A 23012-nucleotide genomic window follows, 5' to 3' on the forward strand; every position below is an offset into this window, starting at 1 on the left:
ATATAGGAACGTTCACGTGAACGATTGAACGAATGCAAGATAAGCGGCTGACCCATGCAAACCTATGAGATTCCATCGGATTTTGCGAGCCTGGCCGCGAGCGCCGACGTGCCTGTGCGTCAGGCACATTGGCAGGACGCCTACGTCCGCCACGGCGGACGACACGTCAGCTGGTTTCAGGAAGCTCCCCAGCCCTCGCTCGATCTGGTCACCCACTTTGCCGGCTCGCCAGATGCGGCCATCGTGGATGTCGGCGGCGGCGCCGCTTGTCTGGTTGACCACCTGCTTGACCGGGGCTTTGCGAACGTCACTGTACTGGATCTGTCGGCGGCTTCTCTCGCCGCAGCCAAAGCGCGCCTCGGTTCGAGCGCCGCGGCCGTGCACTGGCTCGTCGATGATGCCGTCCGCTGGGTGCCTCCCCAGGCCTATGTGGTCTGGCATGACCGGGCGGCATTCCACTTCCTGACCGAGGAGGCTGACCGCGCCGCTTACTTGGCCCGATTGACCCAGGCGCTAACGCCGGGTGCCCACGCCGTAATCGGCACCTTCGCACCGGACGGCCCAGAGCGTTGCAGCGGCCTCCCGGTCGTCCGCTACGATGCCGACACTCTGGCCCGGACGCTCGGCGCCCCCTTCGTCCGGGTCCGTACTCAGCGCCACGAGCACACGACTCCATCGGGGGCAATACAGGCATTCCAGTTCAGTGTGTTTCGACGCGTTGCGTGAGCGGCCTATGAACAACCACAATCTTCGCAGTCTGCCGCCGATTCTGCGCGACAAGCATCCTCAGGCCGTCTCGGCCTTCACGCCGCAGAACCTGTTGCGGGAGGCGCGCCGGCAGAAGAACATCCCCGAGTTTTGAGCGCCCGAGGTCTGCGTTCTCGATCCGGACGGCGACATGGTTCGTCGTCTTAGGGCCACCGGCCGAGCGCGGCCGGTCGTAGGATGGGCCTGTTACAACGGCACCGTGGACGGTATTGCGCTTGGAGGTCGCGATCACGGCATCGTCGGCTGCGCCGTTGGCGCCGCCTATACCGTGCTGCTCGCCGAACAGATGTTTGGCTCCGGCTGCCGCCTGCTTCTCAGCATCACGTCGTCAGGGCAGATCACGGCCCTCCGTCCACCGCCGTATTTCATCCTGATCGAGCGCGCTCTGCGCGATGGAGGCATGAGCTACCACTACCTGCCGGCGAGCGACTATGTGGGGGCTGACCCGGCTCTGGTTGCCGCCATCGGCCCGGCTCTCGCCGAGGCTGTCGAGCCGGTGGAGCGCGGCTCTACCTGGACTACTGACGCGCCCTGCCGCGAAACGCCGGAAGCGATCACAGCCGCCAACAGCCGTGCCGTCGGGCCGTCCATCTCTTCTAGGCCCTGGCACGAGGTGAAAAGGCCAGGAGCAGTTCGGCTTGCCGGGTGAGGAACCATCGACCTGGATTGCGAGGCCCGTCTTTGCCTGCATCTCGACGGCGGAGCATTCCCCGCGCATGGAGCGATCGCACGGTCACCATGTCGTAGCGCTCGATCTTACGAAGAGGACCGGTATCGGCGATCCGGCACAGCATCCGCCACTAAGCCGGCGATGGCCTCCAATTTTCGTCTGCGATGGCGACCGCCTCCGACATTCCTTAGAATTATTATAAAACTAAGGACTTTGGTAAGAAATGAGCGCGCTTCGGGGAGCGAATCTGCTCAAAGGGTTCCGTTTAGGTTCCGAAACCATCCGCAGCCCATGGTCAGGGATCCGGAATGGCCGTTCAATTCGGCATAGCCGCAACCTAAATTTCTGATCCTCCAGATCGTCTAGCGGTTGGGTTCTCGCGTACCACCGAAGGGGCATCGACGGACGGGCGAGCCGATGTCTGTGCCAGCTCGACCAAGATCATGTCGAGCAACACGCAAAGGCGGAAGCTCCCTCCGTAGTCGAGGCGTTGACGAGCCTCTCGACAAAGGTCTTCGACCCCTTTGATCTGGCTTCCGCGCTCAGAGATCCGCATGGCTTTGTCCTGGGACGACCGCCCCTAACGCCTCGACGAGTGAAGATCGAGCGCGACTAACCCTGCTTTTCACGGTGCCGACTTGGCAGCCAAGCTTGTTCGCTGCCTCTTCGTAGGTGCAACCTTCGGCTCCTACCATGAGCAAGGCTTGACGCTGGGTCAGCGGCAACTTCTCGATCTTCTTCCAGACAGCTTGGAGCGTCGATGCATCTTCCTGGTCTGCCAAGGCGGTCAGATGTTCCGCATGGATCCCATCGGCATCCTCGACCTCTCGCCGCTTCTTGCGGATGTCGCTGTAAAAGTGATTGCGCAGGATTGTGAATAACCACGCCGTGAAGTTTGTGCCCGGCGAGAAGCGATGATGATTTGCCCATGCTTTTAGGAATGTTTCTTGGACCAAATCGTCAGCGCGATGAATATTTCTCGTGAGCGAGACAGCAAAAGTCCGCAGTGCCGGCAGAGCTTTGATTAGATCCTCGCGGAAATTCGAAGTGACCGCTTCACTATTGGCCGCCAAGGCTTGTTCAAATCGAGCCAGCAGACCGGAAAGTGCCGATGGGATGGGTTCTCTCTCGGAAAGCTCGAAGTAGTCCTGCAACGGAACCTTGAGGTGCTCATGGATGGCCGCCGAATACTGAACGTCCATGCAGGAGGGTGACGAGCCCAACCGCGCTTCTAATACGCCATCAGACATTCTACAGGAGCCTCCGGCCATACGGCCAAGCTGTTTAGAACACGTCTAATTTCGATACCAGTGAAAATATGAACCTGTGCTAAATGATCCCGGTTTCTTATGCTAAATGCTCCCGTTGCAGTTGAGGTGTTCTCAGCGCTGGCTCACGAGCTGCGCCTGGAGATCCTTGGGCTGCTCCTCGTCCAGGTGCCCGATGGGATGCCTGCTGGGCGCATCCGGAGCACGCTGGCTTGCAGCGGCTCGACGCTTACGTTTCACCTCCATTGCTTGGAGGAGGCGGGGCTCGTTCGCGCACATCGGCAAGCGACATCGATCATCTATACAGCAGTCCCCGAGGCCCTGACCGGCGTTGTCGACTTCCTGATGAAGGACTGCTGCGGCGGTCGGCCGGAGCTATGTGATACGTCCGCCGCCTCCGAATCTAAGAACTGCGGGGGAACCGGATGTCGTTGAGCCCGACGTTTTCACCAACGAACGGCTGCTATCGGGCACTGCGTTGGGGATACGGAACGGCAAGGTCGGGCGCTAGTCGGACGTCAACTGCGTTTCGTTCGCTGAGAGCTTGATCCAGGGCAATCGCGCAATCGCATCTGCACGCGGTTTTTGAAGCACTGACCCATAGCGTCCGCCGACATTTCGAGGCGCCCAGCCGCATATTGCATCGATGACCATCTCAGGGACGCCTGCTTCGATTGCGACGGATCGAAAGCGATGCCGCCAACCATGGTTCGGGCTGACACCTGGATCGCTGACCTGCTTCCGTGCAAATTCTCCCAGTCGGTTCTTCACGCCCTGCAGTGGCCCGGCAACGCCTCCCTTAGCGTCTGGCACGAGAAAGAACCGCTCGTCCGAACTGTTCTCCACAAACGCCGCGAAGCCCAAATCGATCAGCTGCGGATGAAGCGGCACCTCACGTGCTTGTTTCGTCTTCACGGTGCCGGCTTCGGGCGTGATCGTTAGGACCCAGGTGTCTCCCGGATGCCCTTCAATCTTCACCTTGCGCAGGTCCTGACGTCGCATCTGGACGATCTCGCCCACTCGTGCGCCGGTAAAGGCCAACAGCCACGGGACCCAACGCTTAGCTGCGTAAGTTTGAGCTAGCTCTGTGCCCCGCGGATGATCAAGGGCCGCCCGCAGGATCGCTGTCGCTTCCTCCGTCGTGAAGGAGGGGTCGCGCATGCGCACCCGGGCGCCAGACTGTACCGTCACGCCCAAGGCGGGGTTCTCAGACAGCAGCCGATTTGCCACCGCCCAGCCGAATACTGACTTGAGCCCTGCCAAGTCGCTATTCTTTACCGTGCGCGACGAGATCGGTTTGCCGCTGCGGCCTGTGCTCGCCAGCCGGTGATCCTTAAACGCGATCACGTCCTCGAAGGTCACTTGCGTCGCGTTGTCGTGCTTTAGGAAGGCGCCAAGGTTCCGCATCGTGTTCGTATAAGACTCGCGAGTGGACGGTGACTTGCCGGCCTTCTCCGCCTCCAACCACCATTTCTCGACTAGACCGCTAAGCGTCACGCGTGCCGCGGTGTCTACCACCTTACCCGTTTTAGATTCTGATGCTGATTGCAATGGCTTATGGGCACTTGATCGCGCAGGAAGAGCGGAGATCGGCGGCGGTGGATCGGCAAGTAGCTCACCCTTGGCCATCCGTTGCAGAGTCAAGCTCGCACGTTGAACCGCCGCCCCAATCGCCTTCGCAACTTTGCGGTGGCCGTCGGGATCCGTGCGCAAGCCACGAGCAAGCAGCTCCTCGTCCGCGGCTGCGCTGCACCACTGTTCCAGCTGCAGCAACCGCGCAAAGGCGGGTTCCGCGGCAGTGAGGTTTTCGACCGGCGACAAGGATTGATCCCATGCGCGTCTGGTGAAGACACGGGCTCCGACATCAACCGGCCAGAAGGTCTGAGCGCTTGGTTCGTCCCTGTACCGGCTTAGCCACCGGTCATGCAAAGCACCCGCGATTTCGTGCGCTTCGCGCTCGGTCAGGCTCAATGGTCCGTTCCGCAGCGTTTCCCATTGCGCTTCGAGCTTGGACAACTCCACGACGTAGCGTCGTTTGGCTTCGGCCTGGTCCTTCGTTCCCAGGCTTAGGGTGACCTCTTTGCGGCCGACGACGGCCACTAAGTCGGCAGGAACTCGCTTTCGCAGCCAGTAGGTTCGGGTGCGAGGATGCAACTGTGGTCGAGACATCGACAGAACCATGTGTGTAGCACCGCTGTGTAGCACGCGGGCTCGCTAACTTCATGATCTGCCAGTACTTCTTCGCGCATCAACCACTTAGAGGGTTGATGGTGCCCAGGGACGGAATCGAACCGCCGACACTGCGATTTTCAGTCGCATGCTCTACCAACTGAGCTACCTGGGCGAGCGGCGGAGTGCTGAGCGCCCCACGGCTGGAGCGGCGGTATAGTCAAGCGCTTGGGCGGTGTCTAGCGCCCTCTGACGGCTCAATGCGAACCGCCCTCGTCTTGCCCTTCGTCGCCATCGGCATCAGGGCCGGGAATGGTGTAGCGCTCGCCGAGCCAGCGGCCGAGATCGACATCGGCGCACCGCTGCGAGCAGAACGGGGCGAAGGCCTCGGCAGCGGGCTTTCGACAAATCGGGCACGGCGCGAGGGGGGACTCGCGCTTGGGAACAGGTGGTTGTGCCATCAGGCCGGCGCGCCCCAGCCATGGCGGACCGGGAAGCCCTCGCCTTCCAGCAGGCTCATTGTCTCATAGAGGGGCAGGCCGATCACGGCGCTCTGGGAGCCGACGAGCTTGATCACGAAGGCTCCGGCAAGCCCCTGGATCGCGTAGCCGCCCGCCTTGCCGCGCCATTCGCCCGAGCCGAGATAGCTCTCGATCTCGCGCGAAGAGAGCCGCTTGAAGCGCACGCGCGCTTCGACGAGGCGCTCTCGTTGGCGGCCCTTCGGCGAGAGAATGCAGACGGCGGTGTAGACGCGGTGCGGGCGGCCGGAGAGCAGACGCAGACAGTCGGCGGCCTCGTCGAGCCGCTCGGCTTTGGGTAGCACGCGCCGCCCCACCGCGACCACCGTGTCGGCGGAGACGAGGTAGGCGTTGTGCAGCATGTCATTGCGCCGCGCCGCCTCGCGGGCGACCTCGAGCTTGGCCCGGGCGAGCCGGCGAGCGAGTTCGCGTGGCGATTCCGACTTGCGCGGCGTCTCGTCGATATCCGCGGGCAGCAGCGCATCCGGCTCGATGCCAATCTGTTGCAACAGGGCGAGCCGCCGGGGAGAGGCTGAAGCCAATACAAGCTTCGGCGCCGCGGCCGGATCCGGCTTCGCGGAAGCCTGGGCTGCAGCAACGGCTGGCTCGGTGGCGGTCTGCGTCGTCACGGCGCTCATTCGGGCTTCGTAGGGAAGAAAAACGCCCTTGCTGCGCGGTGCAGAGGCGGCGCGGACGCTAGCCGAAACGGTCCGCCAAGGGAACGCTGCGGCCCGCTCCCGATCCGTGGACAATCAGAACGGCTCTGCTATGGTCCGCCGCCTGCACCAATGGGATGCAGCCGGCCTTCGTTCACACGCGAAGCCACCGCGGGCGTAGTTCAGTGGTAGAACGTCAGCTTCCCAAGCTGAATGTCGTCGGTTCGATCCCGATCGCCCGCTCCACCTAAGCCTTTAACATCGTTGATTTTTTTGAGTGCGCATTGCGGTCTAGGTGTTCCCCATGTTCCCCATGGTGTTCCCCATCCGCTTCCTGTTTCGTTCCGGTTTCGATCTTTGCGGCCCGATGCGCGATCCGAAGTTCGGCGACGTGACGTGATTTCCCGAGCGCACCTCGCGAGTAGCGTTGGGTCGTCGCCGTCTGAGAATGAGCTGCGGCGGACCGGATGTGATCGAGGTCGGCGCCGGCATCCTCGGCTTCAGTGATGGCGCCGGCTCTGGCGTCCATGTTCCAGACGTTATCCGGCACGCCGGCTGCCCGGGCCACAACACGCCATTCACGCCCGTAGGCTGACTCGGCGTAGGGGCGTCCGGCGTCGCGGGCGTTGACCGCGATGTTCACCAGCGCGGTCTCAAACTGGCTCTGGTCGGCCCGGACGTAGCAGGGGACCGAAGGCACCTTCGTCGCGATCCGGATGCGGGCGCCGGTGACGGTGTCGAGCATGTCCGCGATGGCGCGGAGGCGCTCGCCGACGTCGAAGACCTGGGGGTTGAGCGATTGCCGGCGGGCGAAGGCGAGGAGTTGGCCGGTCAGCTTCGCGGCCCGGTCGACCGTATCCGAGACCGCGTCCATGTACCGTCGGCGACGGTCCTCCGGCAGATCGGGCCGGCGCAAGAAATCGACCGACGAGCGGATGATGGTGAGCAGGTTGTTGAAGTCGTGGGCGACGCCCCCGGTCAATTGCCCGACCGCCTCCAGCTTCTGGGACTGCCGCAGCGCGTCCTCGGCCTCGATCAGCTCGCGGGTGCGGCGTTCGACCTGATCCTCCAGCGTGGCGTTGAGCAGGGCAAGCTCCTCGCCCTGGAGCTTGCGGTCGTGGATGTCCTCCACGATGCCGTACCATTGGATGACGTTGCCGTGTTCGTCCCGGCGAGGATAGGCGCGTGCCCGCATCCAGCGGTGCTCGCCCGCGGCTGCATCGAAGATGCGGTAGTCCACGTCGACCGGCTCGCCGGCACCTAGGCTCGCGGCGAAGGCCTCCATGGTGTGGGGGACGTCGTCCGGGTGCAGGGCCTTCGCCCAGCCCGCGCCGAGGGGCTCGCCCGGGGCCTGCCCGGTGAGCTCCAGCCAGCGCTTCGAATACGAGGTGATGTTGCCGGCCGGATCGCAGGTCCAGGGAACCTGCGGGTTCAGCTCGACGGTGTGGCGGTAGTGGTCCTCGCTCTCGCGCAGGCGGCGTGCGGTCTCCTCCAACGCCTCGCCGGCCTCATGCTCGGACGTTTGGTCGCGCAGCACCTTCACGTAGCCGATGTGCGCACCGTCGTCGTCGCGCAGCGGCATCATCTCTCCCGAGGCCCAGAAGCGGGAGTTGTCCTTGCGCAGGTGCCAGCGCTCGTCGTCGGCGCGGCCGTGCTCCAGGGACAGCCGCATCTCCGTCCCGGCGCGATCTGACGCCTTGTCTTCGGGTGTGAAGATCCGCGATAGGTCGCACCCGCACATCTCCTCAGCTGACCAGCCCAGGATTCGTTCGGCCCCGATATTCCACTCGGTGACCGAACCGTCGCGGTCCGTGAGGATGATGCCGAAGCTCGTCGTGCTGTCGAGAACCGCCCTCTGGCGTCGACCGAGCCCGGGCTCGAACGCCAGGGTGTGAAGGCGCTTCACCTCAGCCTCAAGCTCCTCGCGCGATAGATGGCTCGTGTCAGGGGGCTTCAAGGCGTGCACCGGCATAGGGCGACGAGATTGGCTCCTAAGAACATTCACGACCAAGCGCGGTGACCCTCGCCCGGGTTCCATCAGATCACGCGATGGCTCGCCTCGGCGGTGGCGATGAGCGGGTCGGCGCGATGCGGGCTAAGGGCCAGGGACAACTGCCTATTCTTAGACCGGCGCGTAGCAATGCCGCCTTTCGAAACCGAGTCGGGCGGGCTAAACGCTCAAGCAAAGACAAGGATAAGCTATGAGCATGGATGGCGCCGAGGTCCTCAGCCGGACCGTCACGCAGGACGAGGCCGCGATCCTCGAAGCTTGGCTCGCATCGCTGCGAGAGGGCGCTTCTTTGCAAAGCGGCCGCATTCGCGAAGCCGAGCTTCAGACGCAGGCCAAGACCGTCTTCGGTCAGCTCCGGGAAGCTCTGGAAGGCGGCCTCGACGCCGACGGCGGAAGTTTCGCTCCGCTCAGAGAGACACTCGGTGAGATCTCGCGCTCGCGGGCGATCCAGGGTTTCACCCCGACCGATACGGCCAACTTCATCTTCGCGCTCAAGGAGCCGATCTTCGAGTCTCTCCGTCGGACGGCCGGATCCGACGCTTCCGACTTGGCAGCCGGGATCGTTGCCGTGGGCAAGATGCTGGACCGGCTCGGGCTCCATACCATGGAGGTGTTCCTTGCCAGCCGCGAGGAGGTTATCGGGCGCCAGGGTCAAGAGATCGCCGAGCTTTCCACTCCCGTCGTCCGGCTCTGGGACGGCATCCTCGCGCTGCCGCTGATCGGAACCCTCGACAGCGCCCGCACCGGCGTCGTGATGGAGAACCTGCTCCAGGCCATCGTCGACGAGGAGGCGGAGATCGCCATCATCGACATCACCGGCGTGCCGACCGTCGACACCCTGGTGGCCCAGCATCTCCTCAAGACCGTCGCCGCGGCCCGCCTGATGGGCGCCGATTGCATCGTCTCCGGCATCCGCCCGCAGATCGCCCAGACCATGGTTCATCTCGGCGTCGAGTTGAACGTCGTCTCGAAGGCGACGCTGGCCGACGCCTTCGCCGTCGCCCTCAAGCAGACCGGCCGCAAGGTCGTGCGCCAGCAAGCGGCTCCGACCGTCGAGCGGCGTTGAGCCGATGGACCGCATCCCGATCCTCAAGCTTGGTGGCGCGCTGATCGTCACCATCCAGGTCGACATGCACGACCGCCTCGCCCTGGCCCTCGAAGAGGACCTGACGGCAATGATCGCGCGGACTGGAGCGCGCGGCGTCTTGATCGAGATTTCCGCGTTGGAAATCGTCGATTCCTTCATAGGGCGCATGCTGGTGAGCATCGCCGCGGTGTCACGGGTGCTCGACGCCGAGACGGTCGTCGTCGGAATGCGCCCGGCGGTCGCCATCACACTGGTCGAACTCGGCCTGGAACTCACCGGGATCAAGACCGCCCTCAACGTCGAGCGTGGCATGTCCCTGATCCAGGCACGGCTGTTGGAAGACGACGAGGGTCACGGGAGCCACCGTGACGATTTCGAAGACTGAGACCCTCCCGGTCCGGTCCGGCGACGACGTCGTCCGCGTCAGGCAGCGGGTGCGCGCGCTCGCCATCGAGATCGGTCTCGGGCTCGTCGACCAGACCAAGATCGTCACCGCGGCGAGCGAACTCGCGCGCAACACGCTCGATTACGGCAAGGGCGGCGACGTCCGCGCCGAGATTGTCCAGGCCGGCCTGCGCAAGGGCCTTCGACTGACCTTCGAGGACCAGGGACCGGGCATCGCCGACATCGATCAGGCGATGACGGACCGCTTCACCACAGGAGGCGGGATGGGGCTCGGTCTAGGGGGAGCAAAGCGCCTCTCATCGGAGTTCCACATAGAGTCTACGCCCGGGACAGGCACGCGCGTGACCATCGCGCGCTGGAAGTAAGATGGACCGGGTCACCGTCACCGAGGCGAGCCAAGTAGCCGAGGCACGGCGGTATGCCGTTGCCGGAGCACATTCCATCGGCTTCGACGAGACCGCCTCCGGACGTGTCGCCATCGTCGCGACCGAACTGGCCACCAACATCGTCAAGTACGGCGTTCCCGGCGAGGTCCTTATCGGCATCTACGAGGACGACACGGGAACGGGCCTGGAGATCCTCGCCCTCGACAAGGGGGAAGGGTTTTCCGATCTCGGCTCGGCCCTTCGCGACGGACACTCCACCGGCGGCAGCCCCGGATCGGGGCTCGGCGCGGTACGGCGCCTCTCGGACGCCTTCGACATCGTCTCGCGTCCCGGTTCGGGCACGGCGGTCATGGCGCGGCTGTCACGCAACCGACCTGCCGTTTCGGATGCCGCACCTCGCTTTGGCGCGGCGACGGTTCCGCTGAAGGGCGAGACCGCCAATGGTGATGCCTACGCCATCCGCGAGCGTGCCGACGGCTGGACCGTCATCGTCTCGGATGGGCTTGGCCATGGCCCAGACGCAGCCAGGGCGTCCGAGGAGGCCCTGCGGGTCTTCCGCAAACATCAGGACAAGCCACCGGCTGCGATCCTGTCCGCCATTCACGCGGGCTTGTCCCACACGCGCGGCGGTGCCGTGTCCGTCGCGCGCTACGAAATGGAAACAGGAATCCTCGCCTTCGCGGGCATCGGTAACGTCGTGGGTGCGGTCGCCTCCGGTTCGGTGATCAAGCGCACCGTCAGCCTCGCCGGCACGGCCGGACACGCGGTCAGGCGCATCCAGGAATTCGCGTATCCGATGCAGCCGCAGGATCTGTTCGTGCTCTGCTCGGACGGCATCGCCACCAGCTGGCATATCGACGGGTATCCCGGCCTGACTGCAGCCCATCCGACACTGGTATCCGGTGTGATCTACCGGGACTTCGCGCGTGCCCGCGACGACGCCACCGTCCTCGTTGTCCGCGGAGACGCGGCATGAAAACGCTGCTCACCAGCCCCATCGAGCACGAGGACGACATCATCACCGTGCGCCAGCGCGTTCGCCGTCTGGCAGAGCGGCTTGGTTTTGCGCTCCAGGACCAGACCCGCATCGCCACGGCGGTGTCGGAGATCGCGCGCAACGCCTACTCGTACGCGGGCGGTGGACGCATCGAATATGCCCTCGACGAGGGCAAGAGCGAGCAGTCCCTGGTGATCCGGGTCACCGACAAGGGACCCGGGATCGTCGAGCTCGATGCCATCCTGGAGGGACGGTACCGCTCGCCGACGGGGCTCGGCATCGGCATCACCGGCACACGCCGCCTGATGGACCGCTTCGAGGTCGACACGGCCCCCAGCAAGGGCACGGTCGTCACCTTCGCCAAACGACTGCCGTCCGGAGCCGAGGCCTTTTCGGGCAAGAGACTTTCGACCCTCGCCGACGACGTCGCCCGTGCCAGGACGGACGAGCCGCTGGTCGCGTTGCGTGACCAAAACCGCGAGCTGATGCAGAGCCTGGCCGAACTCGCCGAGCGCCAGGAAGAGGCGGAGCGTCTTAACCGGGAGCTGGCGGAGACCAACAGGGGCGTGGTCGCGCTCCATGCCGAGTTGGAGGCACAGGCCACCCGGCTGCGCGAGGCCGGGGCAACCCTCGAAACCCAGGTTGCCGCTCGCACCTCGGAGCTCGCGGAGGCGAACGCGCGTCTCGTTGCCGAGGCCGCCGAGCGGGAGCGCATGGAGCAGGAGCTCCGGCAATCCCAGAAGCTCGAAGCGGTCGGTCAGTTGACCGGGGGCGTCGCCCACGACTTCAACAACCTGCTGACCGTCATCAAGTCGTCGACCGACCTGCTGAAGCGACCCGACCTCGAACAGGAGCGGCGTATCCGGTACGTGACGGCCATCTCCGACACGGTGGATCGCGCCGCCAAGTTGACCGGACAGCTTCTGGCCTTCGCCCGGCGCCAGGCGCTCAAGCCCGAAGTGTTTGCCGCATGCGACAGCGTGAGGGCACTCACCGACATGATGGGCACCCTGACGGGAGCGCGCATCCGCATCGAGACGGACCTGCCGAAGACAACCTGCTTCGTGCATGCCGATCAGAGCCAGTTCGATACGGCCCTGGTCAACATGGCCATCAACGCCCGGGATGCGATGCAGGGCGAGGGACGCCTTAAGATTCGGGTTAGGCCTGTCGAGCGGATGCCCCGAACATTGACCAGAGGCGCCGTCAAAGGGCCTTTCGTGGCTATCTCGATCAGTGACACCGGGAGCGGCATCCCGCCCGAGCAGGTTGATCGTATCTTCGAGCCATTCTTTACGACCAAGGGCGTGGGCCAGGGCACGGGCCTCGGCCTGAGCCAAGTGTTCGGGTTTGCCAAGCAGTCGGGCGGCGAGGTCACGGTCGAGAGTGAGGTCGGACACGGGACGACCTTCACCCTCTTTCTGCCGCGCGTTGCCGAGGAGGAGAGGAAGGTCGAGAGCGAGCCGGAGCCGCTCATGGACGGCCACGGCACCTGCGTCCTCGTGATCGAGGACAACACCGAGGTCGGCAAGTTCGCGGTGCAGACGCTGACCGATCTCGGCTACGTCACCGTTCTCGCGAGCGGTCCCGAGGAGGCGCTATCGGAACTCGCCAAGGATTCCGACCGGTTCGACGTCGTGTTCTCCGATGTGGTCATGCCGGGCATGAACGGGGTCGACCTGGCGCGCCGCATCCGCGAGGAGCACCACGATTTGCCCGTGCTCCTGGCCTCCGGCTACAGCCATGTGCTCGCCGAGAATGGCAGCTACGGGTTCGAGCTCCTTCACAAGCCTTATTCGGTCGAAGACCTATCGCGTCTGCTTCGCAAGGTCGCGACATGGCAGCGGCGAAAGCGCATCTTGAGCGAAGAGCGGTCAGGGGTGATGGCCATCAACCACGGGAACGGTCAAGGCGAACCGTCATAGGCAGCCGGCCGGAAGGATTGCTGACGGCAATCGCAATGGCGCCATGCATCAGAAGTCGGGTCGGATCAGCGGCGAAGTCCGGCCTTCGCTTTGGCGCACGGCTCGATCAGACGTCGGAGAGACCTCGTTGGTTCGGCTTCGCATTCATCACACAACGACCTATCGCTATCGGCAGCCCGTCAGCCTTGGGCCTCATCGCCTGATGTTAAGGCCGCGTGAGACACGGGAGCTGAGGCTCCTGTCGAACGAGGTCGCGGTGACCCCGGGCGCAACGGTCAAGTGGGCACACGACGTCTTCGGAAACGCTATCGCAACCGGAACCTTCGGCGCACCATCCGACACGCTGGTCATCGACAGTCTCTCAAGCATCGAACTCTCGGCCGCCGCCTATCCGGTGTTCGACATTGCGGCCTCTGCCATCGCGTTCCCGTTTCGGTATTCGGACGACGAATGGACCGATCTCGGGTCGTTGACGGTGCCGCAATATGCAGAAGGCGACGGCCTGCGCGCCTGGGCGCAGGGTTTCGTCGCCGGCTATCCCACCGACACCCTGTCGCTGCTGAAGGATATGAATGCCGGCATCGGCAACGCCATCCTTTACCAAGCCCGCGAGGACGAGGGCACGCAATCGCCTGCCCAGACCCTGGCGCTCGGCACCGGCTCCTGCCGGGACCTGGCGACACTGCTTGTTGAAGCGGTTCGCAGTCTGGGGTTCGGCGCCCGGATCGTGTCGGGCTACCTCCACGATCCGACACGGACGCTGCTGGGTTCGGCCGATGCCGGCTCCACCCATGCCTGGGCAGAGATCTTTCTTCCCGGTGCCGGCTGGATCACGTTCGATCCGACCAATCAAAGCGTCGGCGGCGCTAACCTGATCCCGGTCGCGGTTGCGCGTGACATCCGACTGGCCATGCCTGTTACAGGTAGCTTCGTGGGGCCGTCCGACGCCTTCCTGGGGATGTCCGTGGCGGTGAGCGTGACGGACTGAGGGAGCCGGCTCGGCTAGAAAGCCGCCGAAGACATTGCAGACCGCGTCACGTGGTCGACACCGAGATCAGCGCCACCGTAACCGAGAATCTGCGTCAGCCGCTCGCGGGCCCGCCAGACGCGGCTTTTAACGGTGCCGATCTGGCATTTCATGATGGCAGCGGCCGCCTCGTAGGTCTTGTTCTCGATGGCCACAAGGCTGAGCGCCTCCCGCATCTCGACCGGCAACTTTTTGATCGCGCGCTGGACGTCCTGGAGGTCGAGGCGGCAGAGCTGGTCCGGCAGGACCGACATCTCGTTCGCGTGATCGTCGTCGCCCGACAGAACTTCCTGCGAGTTCCTCCGGCAGGATGAGTAGAAGTTGTTGCGCATGATCGTGAACAGCCATGCGCCGAGGTTGGTCCCGACCGTGTAGCTGGATCGGCTCCGCCACGCTCTCAGCATCGTGTCTTGAACGAGATCGTCCGCCCGCGCCTGGTTCTTGGTCAGCGAGAGTGCGAAGCGCTGCAGGTTCGGCAGGAGCGCCAGGAAGTCCGCACGAAATAGCTCGGCATCCTGGTCGGCCTGTTTGGCAAGTTCCGCGGTCAGAAACGTGAGAAGGTCTTCCATCCGTTTCGGCAGGATCGCGGAGGAGTAGCGTTCGTCGTCGTAGGTCGAGGCGAGCATCCGACCGATGTGAAACCGAATTTCCGGAGCCAGCTCGAAATCCAAGTTTTCGGTATGACCGTGAGGGCCATCGGAACGTGTTGCCATGCTGGTCTTCCGGTCCTCAGGAGTGGAGCCCTGAACCGAACGCGGGGAGCCTCCAATGGTTCGCGGAATGCAGGGATGGGTCCGCTTGGTTCGCCAGCGAACCGGGACGGGAGCGCTAGCCGCCTTGCCAATGCCTGTCACTGAACGACGCTTTCGGCAGCAGCAACTTTACCCGGCAGGCATGGTTGACGCTGGCGTTAAGCGCCGTCGATCAGACGAAGGCGCGCGTCATCGGAGGAAAGCCCCTATGAGCGTCAAAGGCGAAGCCAAGGAAGCGGCCGGCTACATCAAGGAAGAGCTCAACGAGCACGGCAAGTCGCCGGAGAGCAAACAGAAGGCCCAGGAGGGACGTGACCTCCGCAACGAGGGCCGGGTCGAAGACGGCAAGGCGCCGAAGACGACACCGCCCGGATCGGGTCATTCCGACAAATAAGTACCGACCATCGAATGGAAGGCCGGCGCTTCGGTGTCGGTCTTCTTCCCCGCCGTCTCGCGAGCCAAGGCGACTGCCATCTCGCCTGTGGCGCCGCAGTGCCGGTTGCGGACTCAATCGGCGAGCAGAGGAATCTGATCGTCGCGAGATACAAGCCAGATGGGTCACCAACTGCCATCCTCTCGACGACGTCCTTCGGAACTTGGGGTCGCTCACGGCGCTAACAGGGATCATCGGCATGCGATCCTCGGGCGCTGGTGGCTGAGAGACATGGATGCTCCCGCCTGCCGGACGCGGAGCGCAATATGCCGCGCTTTTACTTCGACACGGACGACGGCGACTTCCATTATCGCGACGAGGAAGGTGTCGTGCTGTCAGACGCGATGGCGGCACGATCCGTGGCTATCAACACACTCCCAGAATTCGTACGCAACAGAGACTTTGCCAAAGACCGATATGCGTTTTCAGTCCATGTTCGAGATGAACTCGGCAATAGCATTTATTTGACCAAGCTCGCCCTGACCGGTGGATGGCAGGCTGCAATCGTCCATCGGACGTAACGCTTGAGCAGCACTCCACATGTCGTCGTCCTCGACCAACAGAACGTGTGTTTCCCCTACGCCCTGCGTAGCTCCGATCTTTATGGCCTGGGCGAATGGTCGAGCCCGGGGACCGGGATGGGCGCGATACCGCCGGAGTCATGACGGCTGCTTTGTCTGGCCGGGCGCCTGAAGGCGGCCTGTCAGCTCTCGGCCAGAACGTGGCGACCGCTGCGCGCCCATTCCGGCCATTCAGACGAGAACGCAATGCTCCCGAAAGCCGACGTGGAAACCCGAACTCATCGCGGGTCGGAACTTGCGTGCTTAGCTAGGCTTCCCGATAGGCTGACTCCTGGGGGAAATGCATGCGCGAACTGGTTTGCGACGTTGCCGTTATCGGGGCCGGAACTGCGGGCATCGCTGCTTATCGAGCGGCTTGCGAAAGCGGGGTTCATGCGGTCCTGGTTGAGCAGGGGCCTGGCGGCACGACTTGCGCTCGCGTCGGGTGCATGCCCTCAAAGCTTCTGATCACGGCGGCAAACGCAGCGTTCGAGGCGCGCAGTGCGGACCGTTTCGGCGTCCATGTCCAAGGCGTACAGGTCAGAGGCCGCGAAGTTTTGCAGCGCGTCCGACATGAACGCGACCGCTTCGTTGCGGGCGTGTTCGATGGGTTGCACGAGTATCCGGAAGACAGCCGGATCATCGGCCGTGCAGTCTTCGAGAATGACACGACCCTTCGCATCGACGATGCTGTTCGCTTGCGCTTCAAGGCCAGTGTAATCGCAACGGGGTCGAGCCCGAGTGTGCCGGAACCCCTGAAAGGTTTAGGTGACCGCGTGCTCACCACCGACACACTCTTCGAAATCGACGATCTTCCCGCGTCGATCGCGGTCCTCGGCGGCGGCCCCGTCGGGCTCGAATTGGCGCAAGCAATGTCTCGGCTCGGCGTGGAGACTGCGCTGTTCGATCCAGCAGGCACCCTCGGGGGATTGAAGGATGCCGATTTGTCGGCTGCTGCCCATGAGATTTTCGGCGAGGAGATTGTCCTGCATCTCGGCGCGACCGTAGAGCGTGCAGAGTCAGCCGGGGACGGCGTTACGCTCCACTGGTCTTGCAAGAACGCCGGTACAGAATCGGCGAAATTCGCGCGCGTCCTGTCAGCTGCAGGGAGGCCGCCCAACCTCAACGGCATCGGGCTTGAGCGGACGCAGCTGTCGTTGGACGAAAAGGGAATGCCTGCGTTCGACCAGCGCACTCTCCTCTGCGAAGGCGCCCCGATCTTCATCGCCGGAGACGCTAATCAGGACCGACCCGTGCTTCATGAAGCTAGCCGCCAAGGAAGCATCGCTGGCCGAAATGCTGCAGCTATCGCGCGATCCGATGAAAGCGCGGTCGCGCGGCCAGAGAGGTGGGTCAGCCTCGCAATGGTCTTCACAGATCCTCAGATCGCTGCAATCGGCAATATCGAAGGCCGTGACGGCAAAGTTGGTAGGATGGATTTTTGCGACCAGGGGCGGGCTCGCGTGATGGGGCGTAACCGGGGCGGCCTCCGGATATATACCGACCGGGCCAGTCAACTCGTCGGCGCCGAAATATTTGGGCCAGGCGCGGAGCATCTTGCTCTCGTACTCGCCTACGCCATTGAGGGACGTCTCTCGGCTCAAACGCTTCTCGACCGGCCCTTCTATCATCCAACCCTTGAGGAAGGACTGGAGACCGCGCTTTCGAGCATTTCAGCGTAAGGCTCAACGACCAAACAAGACGTCCGCTTCCTCCTGCCGGGCGTCCAGTGCCGCCGATCTGGTTTCCGCTATCGACCCAACCAAGACGCCGAAACCGCTGATTGCGCCTCTCCAAAGCGGTCGCTTGTCAGCCGTCGCGCAACTTCGGCTGGGGTTGGAGCGCGGACCCTGACCCTTCGCCCTGAAGCGGGCGTTCCGTGACCGACCCGTGGAAGACCGCGGGCTCGGGTGTGCGACAAGTTATTTCAAGGTGCATTCTTCCCAACCGTTTCAAGGATCACGCGCGCCGTTTCGACAGGCTGATCCCAATGCGGGAAGTGGCCGCAGCGCTCGAACCAGTGCAGCTGGGCCGACGGGAAGGCTATCCGGGCGCGTGCAGCCTGGCTTGGCAAAAGCAGGTGGTCTTGGCGGCCCCAGCCTATGGTGACCCGGCCAGGGGTCTCTGCCGAGCCCTGCTGCAACGGCCCGCGTGCCAGCCCAAGCAGCATCGCATCGAACACTGGTGTGGCTGCCAGGCTTTGCAACTCCTCCGCAACAAGCTGCGGTGGCAGTACCCACGGACGGGCCGACAGCTGGGCTAGCAGCAGCGTGCGGGTGACGGCGTGGCGCGACAGGCCGGGATGGAAGGGGCGCAGCAACCGCACCAGGCGGATTGATGCCGCGAGCGTCCAGTGAAACCAGCGCGTCTCCCACCCGCGCCAGAAACCGCCGGGATCAAGAGCCACGCAGTGCCGACCGATGCCCCGCCGCGCTAGCTCTAGCACCAGCCGGCCCCCCACCGAACTGCCGACAAGGTCCGCTGTCGTCAGGCCTTGTGACTGCACGAAGCCGGCGAGGGCGTCCGCATGGGTCTCCACCGTCTGCCGGCCCGCGAGCGGGGCCGATCGGCCATGTCCCGGCAGGTCGACCAAAATCAGTTCGCGCGAGCCGCGCAATCCGGACAAGAGCGGATCCCAGGTGCGCAGATTGGCCCCCAGCCCATGGACCATCAGCAGTGGCCGGCCCGTGCCAAAGCGTTCAAAATGTAGGAACATGACGGCATTGTCCTTCAATGTTCAGGCCGCAGTCCGAACATTGGTCCGTCGCAGCTGGTCAGGCAGGGAGCGCCTGTCAGATCCGCGGGCCAACCCTATCCGACGCTTCGATGCCGAGCTGGCTTCCGAAGAATTCGGTGACCCCAAAGGCGATCAGTACAAGACCCTTGGCCGGGCTGGCGCTTGCCGAGCCAGCCCCGCCGTTCCTCACTTCGTACCGAGATCGTCGCGCCCTATCGCACGCTACGGCAGGTTGATCGCCTCACGCGGCTCCGCGATGGCATGACCGTTCCGCTCGGCGCGGAAACGCTTGCCCATCTCGTAGGCTTGCTTGCGCGAGCGCATGATGCCGCCGAGGGGCCGATGCGCGGCTAGCCCGTGCCAGGGGCTGAACGACAGGCCGTCGTCGACCGCGCTCGATCGGGCCTCGCTCCAGGCCGTCTGCGGCTTCACCCGGATCCGCGCCACGGTCTGGTACGAACTCTCGCTCTCGGGCCAGACCGTGGCGGCGTTCTCGACCGGCATATCGTCGAGGCCGGTGCAGAGTTGCGCCCTGACTTCCCAAAGCCCTCCATTCGCACGGAAGAACTCGACGACCGCCGCCCGTATGGCGTTTGGGCCTCCGTTCTCCGCCAAGGGCTTGTCGGTCAAGGCTGTCAGTTCGGGCGCTACCGGCGTCACGCATAGCTTGGCGACGTAGTCGCCGAAGCGCACGGGCACCTGACTGTAGAAGGTCTCGCCGAGGATGTGGGTCTCGGGCTGGCCGCCCATCGTCGCGACGGTGGCGTTGGGCGCGCCGGTGGTCGCGACGATGATTTCCTGCAGGCCGCGCATGGCGCCCGAGACGACCTTCTTAAAACCCTCTGCCTTGTCGGTCGTGGCCGCGAGCAGTTTCAGGGTGGCGAGGAAGGCCTTCGGCGTCGGCGCGCCGAAGGCGGGTCCGTTGACCAACACGAGGTCCTGGGTGACATCACCTTCGGACCCCTCCAGCCGTTCGCCCTCGACACCGATGATCTTTACGGCGAGGCCGCGGGGGGTCGAGACGCTGTCGTCGAGGATGTCGCCGGGGATCGTCGAGAGCCGCATAATCACGGGATAGGTCGCCGGCTTGGAAAACAGGCCCTGGGCCAGCATGGGCGCTAGCCCCGAGACCACCTCGAGCTCGCCCTCCAGGAACCCGTGGCTCTTGGCGTGGACGCTGCGGATCGCATGGCCACCGTTCGCCAGGGTTTTCTCGCTGACCGACCGCATCGTCTCCATCAGGCCCTTCGCCGTCTCGGCCTCGTCGTCGGCGACGGTTTCGACGTCGGGGCTGTAGCGAAGATAGAAGTCACGCGCATCGACCATGATCGTTCCTTGGGGCGGGAGCGATGGAACGACCGGGGACCGGTCACCTTTCGTCCTCACCCACTCTCGGTGGCCAAGATCATCCGACCTCGACGGTTCCGATGGCTTTGGTCCGGTCGAACGCTCGCGGACGTGATCCGAACGCTGGAGCACCGGGATGGGGCCACTCGGCGTCGTGATGGGATCAGGTCGGCTCGGTGTCCGGAGGCTCGCTCTCGATGCGCTCCGGATCGCCTTCGTCCATCCCGCCCACCATGCGGAAATGGCTAGGCGCAGTCCCGAACTCGATCGCGAACGCCTTACTGAACGCGCTCCGGCTCGCGTAGCCGACGCTGGCGGCGATGACCTTAACCGGCAGGTCAGTGCCGCTAAGGAGACGGGAGGCGATCCGGAGGCGGACCCTCTGGACGAACTCCATCGGGCCTTGCCCAAAGGCCGCGGCGAACGCCTCGGCGAAGCTGGTCCGGCCCATGCCCGCGAGGGCCGCCAAACCCTCAACGGAGTAGTGTGCGCCTGGCTGTTCGAGGACCGCCAGGACGGCGCGGGCGAGCTTCGGGTCCTGCAGGGCCGCCAGGATCGGGGAGGAGAAGTCGCTCGCGGCCAGCTGCTGGCGCAGGAGGAGGATGAGGCACTGCTTCATCAGCACCTCCGTCATCGCCTGTGTCGCGAGATTGGGGCTCACAACCTCGGCGAGCATGAGCTCGAAGGCGTAGTGCAGCGCCGGATCGGTGGGAAAGGTCTCCACCATGGGGGCCTGGAACAGCTCGAACAGACCCATCGCACCGGTGTGGGTGTCGGCAATCTGGCCGCACACGAACAGCGCATCGGGGCTTCCGTCACCGGCCGTGAAGGAGATCATGCCGTCACCGTGGAGGACGCAGTGATCCTCGGCGCGGACCTCACCGATGCAATCCTCGGCGGCGCCGAGGCTGTGCGAGTGGCGAGCCGGCACGACGATGATGGTATGCGGCGCGAAGGATCGCCACGGGCCTTGCCCGACCCGGAGACTCCCGGTTCCGCGCAGCACGTAATGGACGGTGATCGCTTCAAACGGGCTGAACCCCAGGCGCCATCCGCGCTGTATGGTGCAAACGGAGAACGAGCGCAGTCGCACCGCGAGCGTGACGAGAAGGCGGTCGAGAAGGTCGGCTCCCATGGTGATGGACTATGCGTCACCACTGACAAAACCCCCAACGGTTTCGAGCGGATGTGGCGACGAAGCTGATACGCTGCTTTCGACCCAACATCGACGTTCTTGCTCGAATGCGGATATCCAGAAAGCAGACGTCCGTTCGCCGCTGATCCGGCCGCAGTGCGCTCCACTCGGCTGCCCGGTCTGCGTAGGGCATGTGTTCGGCGCTACTGATCCAGGCGCGCGGCTGCCTCCACCACCACGATCCCGCCGAGGACGAGCGCCAGCGCGAGACCCTCGCCGCTCCCGAACGGTTCACCAACCAGGACCACGGCGAGGAGCGCCCCGAAAACCGGCACGAGGTTCACGAACAGACCGGCTCGGTTCGGACCGATCATCTCGACACCGCGCATGAAGGCGAGTTGCGCCGCGAGCGACGGGCCGAGCGCGACGAAGGCGACGACGCCCCAACCCTTGATGGTCGGCCAGATGAGACGGCCCGCGATCCATTCCGCCCAGAGGAGTGGAAGCGAGGTGACGAGCGCGGCGGCCGCCATGGCCGAGAAGAATGTCAGTGCCGACACCTTCGGCCTCGTCGGCAGCGCCACCGCATAGCCGGCATAAAACAGGCAGGCCGCCAGCATCAGGCCGTCGCCCACGTTGAATGAGAGCGTTCGAAGCACCGACCAGTCGCCGTGGGTTGCCGCGATGACGGCACCGACGAGCGTCAGGACTACGCCCGTTATCTGGCCGCCCGTCGTACGTGCCCGGGTCGCCACGATGTTCAGGATGATGACGAGCACGGGGATCGCACCCTGGAACAGCGCGAGGTTGAGTGCGCTCGTGTATGTGCCGGCCAGATAGAACAGGCTGGCATAGGCGGTGAACCCGCAAGTCCCCATCAGCGTGACGCGGCGCCAATGGGGAAGCAGCGCGCGCCATTCTTGGTTGACCGGGCGACGGGCGATGACCGCGAGCACCGCGCAGGCGATGGCCCAGCGCAGGGTGGTCAACACCTGAGGCGACACCTCGCCGGCGGCCCACTTGCCCGCCACCGCGTTGCCCGCCCAGAGCAGGGCTGTCAACGTCAGGAGCGGATAGGCAACGGACGGTCCCCGGGCGGCCGCTGCGACGTCCGTCCGGGCTACGACCATCAGGCGAAGTCCGGGTCGAGCACGACGCGGTAGCGGGCCTTGCCGGCCTCAAGGTGCTCCAGGGCGTCGTTGACCCGGCTCATTGGGAAATGCTCAACCTGGGGCAGGATCTGATGGCGCGCCGCGAAGTCCAGCATCGAGGCCATGGCGGGCGGCGAGCCGTTCGGCGAGCCCGAGACCCTCTTCTGACCAAAGATCAGGTCGATGGCGCTGATCTGCATCGGCTCCAGGATGGCCCCGACCACGTGAAGCTTGCCGTTCGGGCGCAGACAGGCCGTCATGGCCGCCCAATCCAGAGGCACGTTCACCGTCACCAGGATGAAGTCGAGACTTCCGGCGGCCCGCTTGAGGGCGTCGGCATCGCGGGTGGCGACGACGTGGTGGGCACCGAAGCCGCGCGCCTCGTCGGCCTTGGCCTCGGTCGAGGTGAACGCCGTGACCTCGCAACCCCAGGCCCGGGCGAACTTGAGCGCCATGTGGCCGAGGCCGCCGATCCCGACGACGCCAACCCTGTCGGTCGGGCGCACGTTCATCACGGCCAGCGGCTCGAAGACCGTCACGCCGCCGCACAGAAGCGGTCCGGCCGCCGAGATGTCGAGGCCGTCGGGCAGTGGGATCGCCCAGGCCCAATGCGCCCGGATCTTGTCGCTGAAGCCGCCCTGGTGCCCGATGATGGTCGGAAGCGCCTCGGCGCAGAGGTTGTGCTGTCCGGTCATGCACTGGTGGCAGTGCATGCAGCTCGACGCGTTCCAGCCGACCCCGACCCTCTGGCCGACCGTCACGCCCTTGGTGTGCTCGCCGACCGCCGTCACGGTGCCGACCGCCTCGTGGCCGAGGATGACCGGGTACTGGGACATGCCCCAGTCGTTGTTCTTGGTGGAGAGGTCGGAGTGGCAGAGGCCGCAATACTCGACCTTGATCTCGACCTCCTCCGGGCCGAGCGCGCCGACGTCGATGCAGGTGAGTTCTAGGGGCTTGCCGGCACCTTGTGCTGCCCATCCTCGGATCTCGGTCATGTTTTTCCTCCTGTC

General features: G+C 64.5%; 24 protein-coding genes and 2 tRNA genes. 14 read left to right on the forward strand and 12 right to left on the reverse strand.

Annotated features, from left to right (window positions below):
* Positions 1–54 precede the first annotated feature (54 nt).
* The 3 genes from HCU64_RS22410 to HCU64_RS22415 are packed head-to-tail and all read left to right on the forward strand — an operon-like array spanning position 55 to position 1417.
* Complete coding sequence (locus tag HCU64_RS22410) at positions 55–726, forward strand: class I SAM-dependent methyltransferase (protein ID WP_233386511.1); 672 nt, start codon at positions 55–57, stop codon at positions 724–726.
* A 7-nt stretch (positions 727–733) separates the two neighbouring features.
* Positions 734–862 (forward strand): hypothetical protein, encoded by a 129-nt coding sequence (locus HCU64_RS25340; protein ID WP_267922595.1) that lies wholly within the window; start codon positions 734–736, stop codon positions 860–862.
* A 36-nt stretch (positions 863–898) separates the two neighbouring features.
* The gene (locus tag HCU64_RS22415; protein WP_233386512.1) at positions 899–1417 is read left to right on the forward strand and encodes a phosphorylase family protein; all 519 of its coding nucleotides are present in this window, start codon (positions 899–901) and stop codon (positions 1415–1417) included.
* A gap of 563 nt (positions 1418–1980) precedes the next feature.
* Here the strand turns inward: HCU64_RS22415 and HCU64_RS22420 are convergent.
* The gene (locus HCU64_RS22420; protein ID WP_442786001.1) at positions 1981–2688 is read right to left on the reverse strand and encodes a sigma-70 family RNA polymerase sigma factor; all 708 of its coding nucleotides are present in this window, start codon (positions 2686–2688) and stop codon (positions 1981–1983) included.
* A 99-nt stretch (positions 2689–2787) separates the two neighbouring features.
* Here HCU64_RS22420 and HCU64_RS22425 point away from each other — a divergent pair, with 99 nt between their 5' ends.
* Positions 2788–3141: an ArsR/SmtB family transcription factor gene (locus HCU64_RS22425; RefSeq protein ID WP_233386513.1), complete on the forward strand. Its 354-nt coding sequence runs from the start codon at positions 2788–2790 to the stop codon at positions 3139–3141.
* Between the two features lie 72 nt (positions 3142–3213).
* On the opposite strand, the gene HCU64_RS22430 is transcribed toward HCU64_RS22425, so the two are convergent.
* From HCU64_RS22430 to HCU64_RS22445, 4 genes are all read right to left on the reverse strand, one after another.
* Positions 3214–4887, reverse strand: coding sequence for a DUF6538 domain-containing protein (locus HCU64_RS22430; protein WP_233386514.1), 1674 nt, complete (start codon positions 4885–4887; stop codon positions 3214–3216).
* Positions 4888–4974: 87 nt separating this feature from the next.
* A tRNA-Phe gene (locus tag HCU64_RS22435) sits at positions 4975–5050 on the reverse strand.
* A gap of 82 nt (positions 5051–5132) precedes the next feature.
* Complete coding sequence (locus tag HCU64_RS22440; RefSeq protein WP_233386515.1) at positions 5133–5336, reverse strand: DNA gyrase inhibitor YacG; 204 nt, start codon at positions 5334–5336, stop codon at positions 5133–5135.
* Positions 5336–6031, reverse strand: coding sequence for a Maf-like protein (locus HCU64_RS22445; RefSeq protein WP_233386517.1), 696 nt, complete (start codon positions 6029–6031; stop codon positions 5336–5338). The genes HCU64_RS22440 and HCU64_RS22445 overlap by 1 nt, the downstream gene beginning before the upstream one ends.
* A gap of 189 nt (positions 6032–6220) precedes the next feature.
* Here HCU64_RS22445 and HCU64_RS22450 point away from each other — a divergent pair.
* A tRNA-Gly gene (locus HCU64_RS22450) sits at positions 6221–6295 on the forward strand.
* 1 nt (position 6296) lies between these two features.
* On the opposite strand, the gene HCU64_RS22455 is transcribed toward HCU64_RS22450, so the two are convergent.
* Positions 6297–7955 (reverse strand): PAS domain S-box protein, encoded by a 1659-nt coding sequence (locus HCU64_RS22455; RefSeq protein WP_442786002.1) that lies wholly within the window; start codon positions 7953–7955, stop codon positions 6297–6299.
* Positions 7956–8250: 295 nt separating this feature from the next.
* Here HCU64_RS22455 and HCU64_RS22460 point away from each other — a divergent pair, with 295 nt between their 5' ends.
* The 6 genes from HCU64_RS22460 to HCU64_RS22485 all read left to right on the forward strand — a co-directional run bounded on the left by HCU64_RS22460 (position 8251) and on the right by HCU64_RS22485 (position 13848).
* Complete coding sequence (locus tag HCU64_RS22460; protein WP_233386519.1) at positions 8251–9126, forward strand: STAS domain-containing protein; 876 nt, start codon at positions 8251–8253, stop codon at positions 9124–9126.
* Between the two features lie 4 nt (positions 9127–9130).
* Positions 9131–9532 carry an STAS domain-containing protein gene (locus tag HCU64_RS22465; protein WP_233386520.1) on the forward strand — a complete coding sequence of 134 codons (402 nt, stop codon included), beginning with the start codon at positions 9131–9133 and terminating at the stop codon, positions 9530–9532.
* Positions 9513–9917 carry an anti-sigma regulatory factor gene (locus HCU64_RS22470; RefSeq protein WP_233386521.1) on the forward strand — a complete coding sequence of 135 codons (405 nt, stop codon included), beginning with the start codon at positions 9513–9515 and terminating at the stop codon, positions 9915–9917. Before HCU64_RS22465 ends, HCU64_RS22470 begins: the two co-directional genes overlap by 20 nt.
* Before the next feature lies 1 nt (position 9918).
* The gene (locus tag HCU64_RS22475; protein ID WP_233386522.1) at positions 9919–10914 is read left to right on the forward strand and encodes an ATP-binding SpoIIE family protein phosphatase; all 996 of its coding nucleotides are present in this window, start codon (positions 9919–9921) and stop codon (positions 10912–10914) included.
* Positions 10911–12860 (forward strand): ATP-binding protein, encoded by a 1950-nt coding sequence (locus HCU64_RS22480; RefSeq protein ID WP_233386523.1) that lies wholly within the window; start codon positions 10911–10913, stop codon positions 12858–12860. Before HCU64_RS22475 ends, HCU64_RS22480 begins: the two co-directional genes overlap by 4 nt.
* Before the next feature lie 127 nt (positions 12861–12987).
* Positions 12988–13848, forward strand: coding sequence for a transglutaminase family protein (locus HCU64_RS22485; protein ID WP_233386524.1), 861 nt, complete (start codon positions 12988–12990; stop codon positions 13846–13848).
* Between the two features lie 14 nt (positions 13849–13862).
* On the opposite strand, the gene HCU64_RS22490 is transcribed toward HCU64_RS22485, so the two are convergent.
* Entirely contained in the window at positions 13863–14600 is a 738-nt protein-coding gene (locus HCU64_RS22490; protein WP_233386525.1) for a sigma-70 family RNA polymerase sigma factor, read from the reverse strand.
* Between the two features lie 247 nt (positions 14601–14847).
* On the opposite strand from HCU64_RS22490, the gene HCU64_RS22495 reads away from it, so the two are divergent.
* From HCU64_RS22495 to HCU64_RS22505, 3 genes are all read left to right on the forward strand, one after another.
* Positions 14848–15033 (forward strand): hypothetical protein, encoded by a 186-nt coding sequence (locus HCU64_RS22495; RefSeq protein ID WP_233386526.1) that lies wholly within the window; start codon positions 14848–14850, stop codon positions 15031–15033.
* A gap of 305 nt (positions 15034–15338) precedes the next feature.
* Positions 15339–15593 carry a DUF6894 family protein gene (locus tag HCU64_RS22500; RefSeq protein ID WP_233386527.1) on the forward strand — a complete coding sequence of 85 codons (255 nt, stop codon included), beginning with the start codon at positions 15339–15341 and terminating at the stop codon, positions 15591–15593.
* A 344-nt stretch (positions 15594–15937) separates the two neighbouring features.
* Positions 15938–17314: a dihydrolipoyl dehydrogenase gene (locus tag HCU64_RS22505; protein WP_233386528.1), complete on the forward strand. Its 1377-nt coding sequence runs from the start codon at positions 15938–15940 to the stop codon at positions 17312–17314.
* 245 nt (positions 17315–17559) lie between these two features.
* Here HCU64_RS22505 and HCU64_RS22510 read toward each other — a convergent pair whose 3' ends face one another.
* The 5 genes from HCU64_RS22510 to ahr form a co-directional block, all read right to left on the reverse strand.
* Complete coding sequence (locus HCU64_RS22510; RefSeq protein WP_233386529.1) at positions 17560–18366, reverse strand: alpha/beta fold hydrolase; 807 nt, start codon at positions 18364–18366, stop codon at positions 17560–17562.
* Positions 18367–18591: 225 nt separating this feature from the next.
* A complete protein-coding gene (locus tag HCU64_RS22515) occupies positions 18592–19695 on the reverse strand; it encodes a catalase family protein (protein ID WP_233386530.1) in 1104 nt (367 codons plus the stop codon).
* A 184-nt stretch (positions 19696–19879) separates the two neighbouring features.
* Positions 19880–20851, reverse strand: coding sequence for an AraC family transcriptional regulator (locus tag HCU64_RS22520; RefSeq protein WP_233386531.1), 972 nt, complete (start codon positions 20849–20851; stop codon positions 19880–19882).
* Between the two features lie 203 nt (positions 20852–21054).
* Positions 21055–21981, reverse strand: a complete 927-nt coding sequence (locus HCU64_RS22525) for a DMT family transporter (RefSeq protein WP_233386532.1) — start codon at positions 21979–21981, stop codon at positions 21055–21057.
* Positions 21981–22997, reverse strand: coding sequence for an NADPH-dependent aldehyde reductase Ahr (ahr, locus tag HCU64_RS22530; protein ID WP_233386533.1), 1017 nt, complete (start codon positions 22995–22997; stop codon positions 21981–21983). The genes HCU64_RS22525 and ahr overlap by 1 nt, the downstream gene beginning before the upstream one ends.
* Positions 22998–23012: the final 15 nt, after the last annotated feature.

The sequence above is a fragment of the Methylobacterium sp. C25 genome (genome assembly GCF_021352225.1).
Classification (GTDB): Bacteria; Pseudomonadota; Alphaproteobacteria; order Rhizobiales; family Beijerinckiaceae; genus Methylobacterium.